Annotated in this window: 5 protein-coding genes and 1 pseudogene; 1 reads left to right on the top strand and 5 read right to left on the bottom strand. The window is 50.5% G+C overall.

Annotated features, from left to right (window positions below):
* Positions 1–49 precede the first annotated feature (49 nt).
* The 5 genes and pseudogenes from ilvB to tgt all read right to left on the bottom strand — a co-directional run bounded on the left by ilvB (position 50) and on the right by tgt (position 6,483).
* A complete protein-coding gene (gene ilvB / locus DXA55_RS12950) occupies positions 50–1,738 on the bottom strand; it encodes a biosynthetic-type acetolactate synthase large subunit (protein ID WP_117814388.1) in 1,689 nt (562 codons plus the stop codon).
* A 95-nt stretch (positions 1,739–1,833) separates the two neighbouring features.
* Entirely contained in the window at positions 1,834–3,495 is a 1,662-nt protein-coding gene (gene ilvD, locus DXA55_RS12945) for a dihydroxy-acid dehydratase (protein WP_117801682.1), read from the bottom strand.
* A 30-nt stretch (positions 3,496–3,525) separates the two neighbouring features.
* Positions 3,526–4,610: pseudogene (gene leuB, locus DXA55_RS12940) on the bottom strand (3-isopropylmalate dehydrogenase).
* Between the two features lie 271 nt (positions 4,611–4,881).
* Positions 4,882–5,223, bottom strand: a complete 342-nt coding sequence (yajC, locus tag DXA55_RS12930) for a preprotein translocase subunit YajC (protein WP_055265423.1) — start codon at positions 5,221–5,223, stop codon at positions 4,882–4,884.
* Positions 5,224–5,346: 123 nt separating this feature from the next.
* Positions 5,347–6,483, bottom strand: coding sequence for a tRNA guanosine(34) transglycosylase Tgt (gene tgt, locus DXA55_RS12925; RefSeq protein WP_117804425.1), 1,137 nt, complete (start codon positions 6,481–6,483; stop codon positions 5,347–5,349).
* Between the two features lie 258 nt (positions 6,484–6,741).
* Between tgt and DXA55_RS12920 the strand changes: the two genes are divergently transcribed.
* Positions 6,742–10,995, top strand: coding sequence for a 2-hydroxyacyl-CoA dehydratase (locus tag DXA55_RS12920; RefSeq protein ID WP_117814386.1), 4,254 nt, complete (start codon positions 6,742–6,744; stop codon positions 10,993–10,995).
* The last annotated feature ends 68 nt before the right edge of the window (positions 10,996–11,063 follow it).

Here is an 11,063-nt window from a genome sequence, read left to right as displayed (position 1 = left end):
GTATTACTTTACCACGTTGAAACTATGATACCTCTTTGTTAGAAATATGTCAATCCTTTTCTTGTTCCTTTTTTGCCAGATCCTCTGCATCGAAGACATCCTCGATCGGTGCTCCGGCCGGAACCATCGGGAATACTTTTTCATCGCAGTCGATCCATACGTCGATCAGTGCCGGTTTTCCGCTCGCAATCGCCTCACGGATGGCAGGTCCCATCTCCTCTTTCTTCGTCACGCGGATGCCCTTTACGCCGAGCGCCTCAGCAACCTTGACAAAGTCCGCCTGATCCTGCAGAACAGTGTTGGAATACCGTTTTCCATAGAACAGTGTCTGCCACTGGCGTACCATACCGAGTACATGGTTGTTGACAACGACTTCGATCACCGGAATGTTGTGTCTCGAAAGGGTTGCCAGTTCGTTCATATTCATGCGGAAGCAGCCGTCGCCTGCGATGTTGATAACGGTTTTGTCCGGGCGTCCCATTTTGGCGCCCATGGCAGCTCCAAGACCGAATCCCATGGTTCCAAGACCGCCGGAGGTTAAAAGGGTTCTCGGGCTCGTATACCGATAATACTGCGCCGCCCACATCTGATGCTGTCCGACATCGGTCGTGATGACAGCCTGGCCGTCGGTTGCCTTATAGATCTCCTCGATCACGAACGGTCCGGTAAGGCCTTCTTCATGCTTTAACGGGAATTTTTCTTTCATTGACTCGATTTCGGCAATCCACTCGTCATGATGCATCGGCTCCAGCTTCGCATTCAGGCGTTTTAAGACTTCTTTGACGTCTCCGATGATGCTCGACTCGACAACAACATTCTTGTTGATTTCTGCCGCATCTACATCGATCTGAACGATTTTTGCATTGTTTGCAAATTTTGCGGCGTTTCCGGTGACACGATCGGAAAATCTTGCACCGAGCACGATCAGCAGGTCGCACTTCGTCACGCCATAGTTCGATGTTTTTGTTCCGTGCATACCGAGCATGCCGGTGTACAGCTGATCGGTTCCCGGGAAAGCGCCTTTTCCCATCAGGGTATCGCAGACCGGCGCCTGTATATGGTGTGCCAGTTCACGCACTTCCTCGGCCGCACCGGAGATGATGCTGCCGCCGCCCACGAAAATATACGGTTTTTTCGACTCCCGGATCAGAGATACAACGTGATCCAGTCCTTCTTCTGTGATTTTTTCGGTAGACGGTGCGATTGCTTCCGGTGTCTTTGGCTCATATTCATACGTTGCCGCCGTGACATCTTTCGTGATATCCACCAGAACCGGGCCCGGTCTTCCGCTCTTTGCAATCGAAAACGCACGGCGCAGCGTGTCTGCGAGAACCGTGATATCTTTTACGATCACGCTGTATTTTGTGATCGGCATCGCAACGCCTGCAATGTCAATCTCCTGAAAGCTGTCTTTTCCAAGCAGTGCCTTGCCTACGTTGCAGGTGATGGCTACCATCGGGGTAGAATCCATGTAGGCAGTTGCAATTCCAGTGACAAGATTTGTCGCACCAGGGCCGCTTGTTGCCATACATACGCCTGTTTTTCCGGTCGCACGCGCATACCCGTCTGCCGCATGGGCAGCACCCTGCTCGTGGGAGGTCAGGATGTGGTGGATTTCCGGATGACGGTAAAGCTCATCATAGATATTCAAAATCGTTCCCCCCGGATAGCCGAACACGGTGTCCACGCCCTGCTCCTTCAGGCACTCAATAACAATCTGTGATCCAGTTAATTCCATGTCTGTATGATTCCTTCCTTATCTTTTGGCTTTGTGTATGAAATCAGCCATCCGATGAAAATGCACGTTCGGACGGCTGATATGATTTTTTTCTATTAGAACTCCAGAATGGCTCCCTTATTTGCGCTGGAAACCATCTTTGCGTAGCGTTTCAGATAGCCTGTGGTTACTTTCGGCTCTCTCGGAGTCCATGCAGCTTTTCTGCGTGCCAGCTCTTCATCCGATACGGCAAGCTCCAGCTTGTGCTCCGGAATATTGATGCGGATCAGGTCGCCTTCCTCAACGAGCGCGATCGGACCGCCTTCTGCTGCCTCAGGGCTGACATGGCCAATGGATGCACCGCGGGATGCGCCGGAGAAACGGCCGTCTGTAATCAGAGCTACGGAAGAGCCAAGTCCCATACCTGCAATCGCAGAGGTCGGATTCAGCATCTCACGCATACCAGGACCTCCCTTTGGTCCCTCATAACGGATGACAACAACGTCGCCTGCCACAATCTTGCCGCCGCGGATTGCCTCGATGGCATCCTCCTCACAGTCGAAGACTCTGGCCGGTCCTTCGTGAACCTGCATCTCCGGTACAACGGCAGAACGTTTGACGACTGCGGTATCCGGTGCCAGGTTTCCTTTCAGGACAGCAATACCGCCGGTCTTGCTGTATGGATTTTCTACCGGACGGATGATCTCCGGGTTTTTGTTGACACAGCCTTTGATATTCTCGCCAACGGTCTTTCCGGTTGCGGTCATGCACTCGGTGTGCAGAAGTCCCAGTTTATTCAGCTCGTTCATAACGGCATAAACACCGCCGGCCTCGTTCAGCTCCTCGATGTAGTGGTATCCTGCCGGAGCCAGATGGCAGAGGTTCGGGGTCTTCTCACTGATGGCATTTGCCATCTCCGGATTCAGCTCTACGCCTGCCTCATGCGCGATGGCCGGCAGATGCAGCATACTGTTGGTGGAACATCCAAGTGCCATATCGACGGTCAGAGCATTTAAGAATGCTTCTTTTGTCATAATGTCTCTTGGACGGATATTCTGTTTTAACAGCTCCATAACCTGCATACCGGCTCTCTTGGCCAGGCGCAGACGCTCGGAATATACGGCCGGAATCGTTCCGTTTCCTTTTAAGCCCATGCCGAGAACCTCGGTCAGGCAGTTCATGCTGTTTGCAGTGTACATACCGGAGCAGGAACCACAGGTCGGGCATGCATTGCACTCAAAATCATAAACATCTTCCTCTGTCATAGTTCCGGCAGCGTAGGATCCAACCGCCTCGAACATGCTGGAAAGACTTCTCTTCTCACCTTTTACATGGCCGGCAAGCATCGGACCGCCGCTGACAAATACGGTCGGAACATTGACTCTTGCTGCTGCCATCAGAAGGCCAGGTACGTTCTTATCACAGTTCGGGATACATACCAGTGCATCAAACTGGTGAGCCATTGCCATACACTCGGTGGAATCGGCGATCAGGTCACGGGTAACGAGGGAATATTTCATTCCGATGTGGCCCATGGCAATACCGTCACAGACTGCAATGGCCGGGAACACGATCGGTGTTCCGCCTGCCATGGCAACGCCCATTTTTACAGCTTCTGTAATTTTATCCAGGTTCATATGACCCGGTACGATCTCATTGTAGGAGCTTACGATTCCTACGAGCGGTTTTTTCATTTCTTCTTCGGTCAGACCCAGCGCACGCATCAGAGAACGCTGTGGTGCCTGTGCGATTCCTTTTTTTACAGCATCACTTCTCATGATTTTTTCCTCTTTTCTTATCTTACAGTTTTATGCCAGTGCTTTTACCAGCAGATCTCCCATTTCGGATGTAGATACCTGGGTACATCCCTCAGACATAATGTCTACGGTTCGGTATCCGTCTTTTAAAATTTTCTGTACAGCATTTTCGACTGCCTCTGCCTCCTGATCGAGATCCAGGGAATAGCGGAGCATCATGGCTGCGGACAGAACCGTTGCAATCGGGTTTGCGATGTTCTTTCCTGCGATGTCCGGTGCAGAGCCGTGGCTTGGCTCGTACAGACCAAATTTTGTCTCGTTCAGGCTGGCGGAAGAAAGCATTCCGATCGAGCCTGCTACCATACTTGCCTCATCGGAAAGAATATCTCCGAACATGTTCTCGGTCAGAACGACGTCAAACTGGCACGGATTGTGGACGATCTGCATCGCACAGTTGTCGACCAGCATATGCTCTAAGGTAACTTCCGGGTAATCTTTTGCAACATCCTCTACCACGGATCTCCACAGACGGGAGGAATCGAGAACGTTTGCTTTATCTACGCTCGTTACTTTTTTCTTTCTCTTCATGGCGATGTCGAATGCACGGATTGCAATGCGGCGGATTTCAGTCTCGCTGTAGGTCAGCGTATCGGTTGCTTTCCGGATGCCGTTTTCTTCTACAGTGCTGCGCTCTCCAAAGTACAGGCCGCCGGTCAGTTCACGCATAATCAGCATGTCGAAGCCCTCGCCGATGATCTCTTCTTTTAACGGGCAGGCATCTTTCAATTCCTGATACAGGTAAGCCGGACGCAAGTTTGCAAACAGACCTAACGATTTCCGGATTTTTAAGAGTCCTGCCTCCGGGCGCTTGTCCGGGCTTAATTTGTACCATGGGGATGTTTTTGCATCTCCTCCGATGGAGCCCATCAGACAGCGTCGCATTTCTTTGCTTCTTCTATGGTTTCATCTGTCAGCGGCACGCCGTGCACATCAATGGAGGCTCCGCCCAGCAGAAGGTTGGTATATTCAAACTTATGTCCATATTTCTCGCAGACAGCGTCCAGAACTTTTTTTGCTTCCTTTACAATTTCCGGTCCGATTCCGTCACCGTGAATTAATCCAATACGGTATTCCATATCTTTCTCCCTCTTTTCTTCCGGCTGAAAAACCGTTCTATTTTCTCTGCGTCTATAGCATTTCTAAATTATACGCCATTTTTCCGGTAATTTCAACACGAAATTTCTTTGTATCGGACGAAACGCAATAATCTTTTTGCTTTTTTGCCATTTAAAAGAAAAATACGCGGCATTTTTCGCCGTGTTCCGCCGAAGAAGTTTCGGGGCAGAAAAAACGCAGGCATTCGTTTTTTTGAATACCTGCGTTTTTCTTGCTTTTCGCCGTGTAAAATTATTTTTTCTTTTCTGTTTTTTCTTCAACGACTGCTGTCTCCGGTTTTTCAACCTCTGTAATGGCTGTTTTACGCATCGGGATACGGCAGTTTTTGTTGTTTCCGAACTCTACGATGACATCGTCGTCTGTGATATCGATGACTACGCCGTAGAAACCGCTTGTCGTGATGACCGCATCGCCGACTGCGAGGTCATTCAGCATTGCCTGAAGTTTTTTCTGCTCTTTTTTCTGCGGGCGGATCATTAAGAAATACATCATACCGAACATGATGACCAGCCACATAATTAACATACCAGTGCTCATCACACCGCTGCCTGCTGTTGTTGTTGCTAAAAACATTTTCTTTCCTCCTGTTATTCGAGAATACATCCCGTTCTTTCGACACACCTATCATAATACACAATCCGTAACCGATGGGCAAGTCTTTTTCGGATATTTTCCAAAGATTTCATACTTTCCCGCTTACTTTTTGTCGTATTCCTCAAATCCTGCGAGTTTTGCCCGTTTGTAGGAAGCAAAATTGCCCTCGTCCAGTGCGGTCCGGATTTCTGTCATCATATTGTTATAGAAATACAGGTTGTGCAGAACACAGAGCCGCATGCCGAGCATCTCTTTTGCTTTCAGCAGATGACGGATGTAGGCTCTGCTGTAGTGACGGCACGCCGGGCACTGGCAGCCTTCCTCGATCGGGCGCGGATCCAGCTCGTATTTCTGGTTGAACAGATTCATTTTTCCATGGTTTGTGTAAACATGGCCGTGGCGTCCGTTCCGGCTCGGATATACGCAGTCGAAGAAATCGATGCCGCGCTCTACGCCTTCCAGAATGTTTGCCGGCGTTCCAACGCCCATCAGATACGTCGGTTTGTCTTTCGGCAGGTACGGAACGACTTCGTCGAGAATATGGTACATCTCCTCGTGGCTCTCTCCTACTGCCAGACCGCCGACTGCATAGCCATCGAGATCCATCTCGGAAATCCGTTTTGCATGGTCAATGCGGATATCCTCATAAATCGCACCCTGGTTGATTCCGAACAGAAGCTGATGTTTGTTGATCGTGTCTTCCCGCTGGTTCAGCTCCTGCATCTTATTTTTGCATCGCTGCAGCCATCTCGCCGTGCGGTCGACAGAGTTTTGCACATAACGGCGCTCTGCCACACTCGACGGGCACTCGTCGAAAGCCATCGCGATGGTTGAAGCCAGGTTGGACTGGATCTGCATACTCTCCTCCGGTCCCATAAAGATCTTTCTTCCATCTACGTGCGAGTGGAAATAGACACCCTCCTCCTTGATTTTCCGAAGGCCTGCCAGAGAAAACACCTGGAATCCGCCGGAATCGGTCAGGATCGGTTTGTCCCAGACCATGAATTTGTGGAGTCCGCCCATCTTCTTTACGACTTCATCTCCCGGGCGCACATGGAGGTGATACGTATTGGAAAGTTCTACCTGCGTGCCGATCTGCTGGAGATCTTCGGTGGAAACAGCTCCCTTGATTGCTGCTGCAGTTCCGACATTCATGAATACCGGCGTTTCGATATTGCCGTGCACGGTTTCCATATGGGCGCGCTTCGCTCTTCCTTCCATTTTCAGAATTTTATACATAACGCTTTTCATCCTTTCTCAATGATCCCTGCCTCCTGTTTTCATGCAGGGCATACTATTTTTAGTATACAGGCAAAATCTGTTTTTGACAATGCCTGAATTTTCTTTTTTCTCTCTTTTTTCTTTCCCGCTTTCTCCATTTTTCACAAGGACTTTATACTTTTTTCATAAGACATCGCCTTTTTTCCAATTGTATTTCCTTATTTTTTGTCGTATAATGTGTTGAGATTGTTTCTTATTATAAAAGGAGTTTGATTCATGACTGATAAAAAATATACTCTTGGAATCGACATCGGTTCCACTACTGTTAAAATTGCGATCCTCGACGAAGAGAACCAGCTTCTCTTTGCCGATTACGAGCGCCATTTTGCAAACATCCAGGAAACACTTGCCCATCTGCTCGGGGAAGCCCACGAAAAACTGGGCGAATTGACCCTGCAGCCCGTCATCACCGGTTCCGGCGGACTCGCGCTTGCCAACCATCTTGGCATTCCGTTCACGCAGGAGGTTATCGCAGTTTCCACATCGTTAAAAGCACTGGCTCCGCAGACCGACGTTGCCATCGAACTCGGCGGCGAGGATGCCAAAATCATCTATTTTGAAGGCGGCAATGTCGAACAGCGTATGAACGGTATCTGCGCCGGCGGTACCGGTTCGTTCATCGACCAGATGGCTTCTCTTCTGCAGACCGATGCAACCGGCCTGAATGAGTATGCGAAACATTACCAGGCCATCTACCCGATCGCTGCCCGCTGCGGTGTATTCGCAAAAACGGATATCCAGCCGCTCATCAACGACGGTGCAACAAAAGAGGATCTTGCCGCTTCTATTTTCCAGGCAGTCGTCAACCAGACCATTTCCGGTCTTGCCTGCGGTAAACCAATCCGCGGCCACGTTGCCTTCCTTGGCGGCCCGCTGCACTTCCTCTCGGAATTAAAGACAGCGTTCGTCCGCACCTTAAAACTGGATGACGAGCACGCGATCGTGCCGGACAACTCTCATCTGTTTGCAGCCATCGGTTCTGCAATGAATGCAGATGGAAAGACCGAGGTTTCTCTTCTCGCGCTGAAAAAACGGCTCGAAGAAAAAGTAGCCATCGATTTTGAGGTTGCCCGTCTCGAACCGCTGTTTAAAGACAAGGAGGAGTACGATGCATTCCTGGCCCGCCAGAGCGTCAACAATGTTGTAACGGCTGATCTTTCCACTTACGAAGGAAACTGCTATCTCGGAATCGATGCCGGTTCCACAACCACAAAAGCCGCGCTCGTTGGTGAGGATGGCGCTCTTCTGTATTCCTTCTACAGCAACAACCACGGAAATCCGCTCGGCACCTCGATCCGCGCGATCCAGGAAATCTACTCCAAACTGCCGGATTCCGCACAGATCGCCTGGTCCTGTTCCACCGGTTACGGCGAAGCACTCATCAAAGCTGCGCTGATGCTGGACGAGGGTGAGGTTGAAACGATTTCTCATTACTATGCCGCAGCATTCTTCGATCCGGAAGTCGACTGTATTCTCGACATCGGCGGTCAGGATATGAAATGTATCAAGATCAAAAACGGCACTGTAGACAGCGTACAGCTCAATGAAGCATGTTCCTCCGGCTGCGGTTCCTTTATCGAAACCTTCGCGCAGTCCCTGAACTACAGTGTACAGGATTTTGCACACGAAGCACTGTTCGCAAAACACCCGATCGATCTTGGTACCCGCTGTACCGTATTTATGAATTCCAAGGTAAAACAGGCGCAGAAAGAAGGCGCATCCGTTGCTGATATTTCTGCCGGACTTGCCTGCTCCGTCATCAAAAACGCATTGTATAAGGTAATTAAAGTTTCCGATGCCACCGAGCTGGGACGCCACATCGTCGTACAGGGCGGTACATTCTACAACGATGCCGTTCTTCGAAGCTTTGAGCGGATCGCCAACTGCGAAGCCATCCGCCCGGACATCGCCGGCATTATGGGTGCGTTCGGTGCGGCGCTGATCGCAAGAGAGCGCTATTCGGCAGATCAGGAGACTACGATGCTCTCCATCGAAAAGATCAATGAGCTGAAATACTCGACCACGATGGCAAACTGCAAAGGCTGTACGAACAGCTGCCGTCTGACCATCAACAAATTCTCCGGCGGCCGTCAGTACATCAGCGGAAACCGCTGTGAGCGCGGAATCGGAAAAGAGAAAAACAAGGATCATATTCCGAACCTGTTCGAATACAAATACAAACGAATCTTCGGCTACCAGCCGCTGCCGCAGGATGAAGCAATCCGCGGAGAGGTCGGCATTCCGAGAGTCCTCAATATGTTCGAGAACTATCCGTTCTGGTACACCTTCTTCACGCAGCTGAAATACCGCGTGGTACTCTCCCCGACTTCAAGCCGCAAGATTTATGAGCTCGGCATCGAATCGATCCCGAGTGAATCCGAGTGTTACCCGGCGAAACTGGCCCACGGCCATGTGACCTGGCTCTTACGCCACGGCGTAAAATTCATCTTCTATCCGTGTATCCCGTACGAGCGTACCGAGTTCCCGGAGGCCATCAACCACTACAACTGCCCGATCGTTACTTCCTACGCGGAGAACATCAAAAACAACGTGGATGAGCTCCAGGACGACTCCATCACATTCCGCAATCCGTTCCTCGCATTTACGAGTGAAAAGGTTCTCGCCGACGGCCTGGCAAAAGAATTTTCCGGCCTGCCGGAGGATGAGGTCCGCGCCGCTGTCCATGCCGGATGGGAGGAGCTCGCCGCTGCAAGACGTGATATGCAGAAAAAAGGTGAAGAGACGCTGCAGTATATGAAAGAAACCGGCCGCAGAGGTATCGTACTTGCCGGAAGACCGTACCACATCGATCCGGAAATTCATCACGGTATTCCGGATATGATTAACTCCTACGGTCTGTGCGTTTTAACAGAGGACTCTGTTTCCCATCTTGCACCGCTCGAGCGCCCGCTTCGTGTCAATGACCAGTGGATGTATCACACCCGTCTGTATGCGGCTGCAAACTACGTAAAGACACGCGATGATCTTGACCTGATCCAGCTGAACTCGTTCGGCTGCGGTCTCGACGCCGTTACCACCGATGAGGTTTATGAGATTCTGACCAGAAGCGGTAAAATTTATACCTGCCTGAAGATCGATGAGGTCAACAACCTCGGCGCTGCCAGAATCCGTGTCCGCTCTCTGCTCGCCGCTCTGCGTGCACATGACCGCAAACAGGCGGTACGTGAAATTGTTCCATCCTCGATCCAGAAGCCGGTCTTCACAAAAGAGATGCGCAAAGATTACACGATCCTCTGCCCGCAGATGTCACCGATCCACTTCTCGATTCTGCAGCCTGCATTCAATGCTGCCGGATACCATCTGGAAGTGCTTCCAAATGACAACAAAGAGGCGGTCGACGTCGGCCTGAAATACGTAAACAACGATGCCTGCTATCCGTCTCTGATGGTAGTCGGACAGATTATGCAGGCGCTGCTCTCCGGCAAGTATGACCTGAATAAAGTAGCCGTCATCATGAGCCAGACCGGCGGCGGCTGCCGTGCTTCCAACTATATCGGATTTATTCGCCGTGCACTGGAGAAGGCCGATATGACGCAGATTCCGGTCATCTCGATTAACTTGAGCGGTCTCGAAGAAAATCCGGGCTTCAAGATTACACCGGATCTTGCAATCCGTCTCTGCTATGCGGCGGAGTTCGGTGATATCATGATGAAATGTATCTACCGGATGCGTCCTTATGAGCAGAAAAAGGGCACGACAGACCGGATTCACAGGAAATGGGAGAAAATCTGTATTGATTTCATTTCTTCCAAACACCTGAGTCATACCCGTTTTAAACAGATCTGCCGCACGATGATCCGCGACTTTGACCACATTCCGATTACGGACGAGAAAAAACCGCGTGTCGGTATTGTCGGCGAGATTCTGGTTAAGTTCCTTCCGGCGGCCAATAACCATCTGGCGGAGCTTCTCGAAAGCGAAGGCGCCGAGCCGGTTGTGCCGGATCTGATCGATTTCTTCTGCTATTGCTTCTACAATACGAATTTCAAGGTAGAGCACCTTGGATTCAAGAAGAGCTCTTCGATGCTCGGAAATACGGGCATTAAGCTGATCAACTGGCTGCGGAGCGCGGCAGTTGCAGAGTTCAAGAAGAGCGAACACTTTGATCCGCCGGCTGATGTACGGGATCTGGCGAAGTATGCTTCTCCGATTGTTTCCTGCGGTAACCAGACAGGTGAGGGATGGTTCCTGACAGGCGAGATGATGGAGCTGATCCACAGCGACGTTTACAATATCGTCTGCATCCAGCCGTTTGCGTGCCTGCCGAATCATATTGTCGGTAAAGGTGTTATTAAAGCCATTCGCAAGGAGTATCCGAAGGCAAATATCGTGGCAGTCGACTACGATCCAGGCGCTTCGGAGGTTAACCAGCTGAACCGTATTAAGCTGATGCTTTCTACCGCAAATAAGAATCTGAAACAGGAATCTGGCGGAGAGAAAGACGCATAAGAAGTTACATACTGATTTTTCTATTCCGATATTTAAAAAAGCTCCTGTCCGGAAAACAGTTTTTTCTG

This window comes from Blautia sp. OF03-13 (assembly GCF_003460685.1).
GTDB classification, from domain to species: Bacteria; Bacillota; Clostridia; order Lachnospirales; family Lachnospiraceae; genus Fusicatenibacter; species Fusicatenibacter saccharivorans.
The sequence above is the reverse complement of the archived record's forward strand: the minus strand, read 5'-3'. Positions and strand labels throughout refer to the sequence as shown.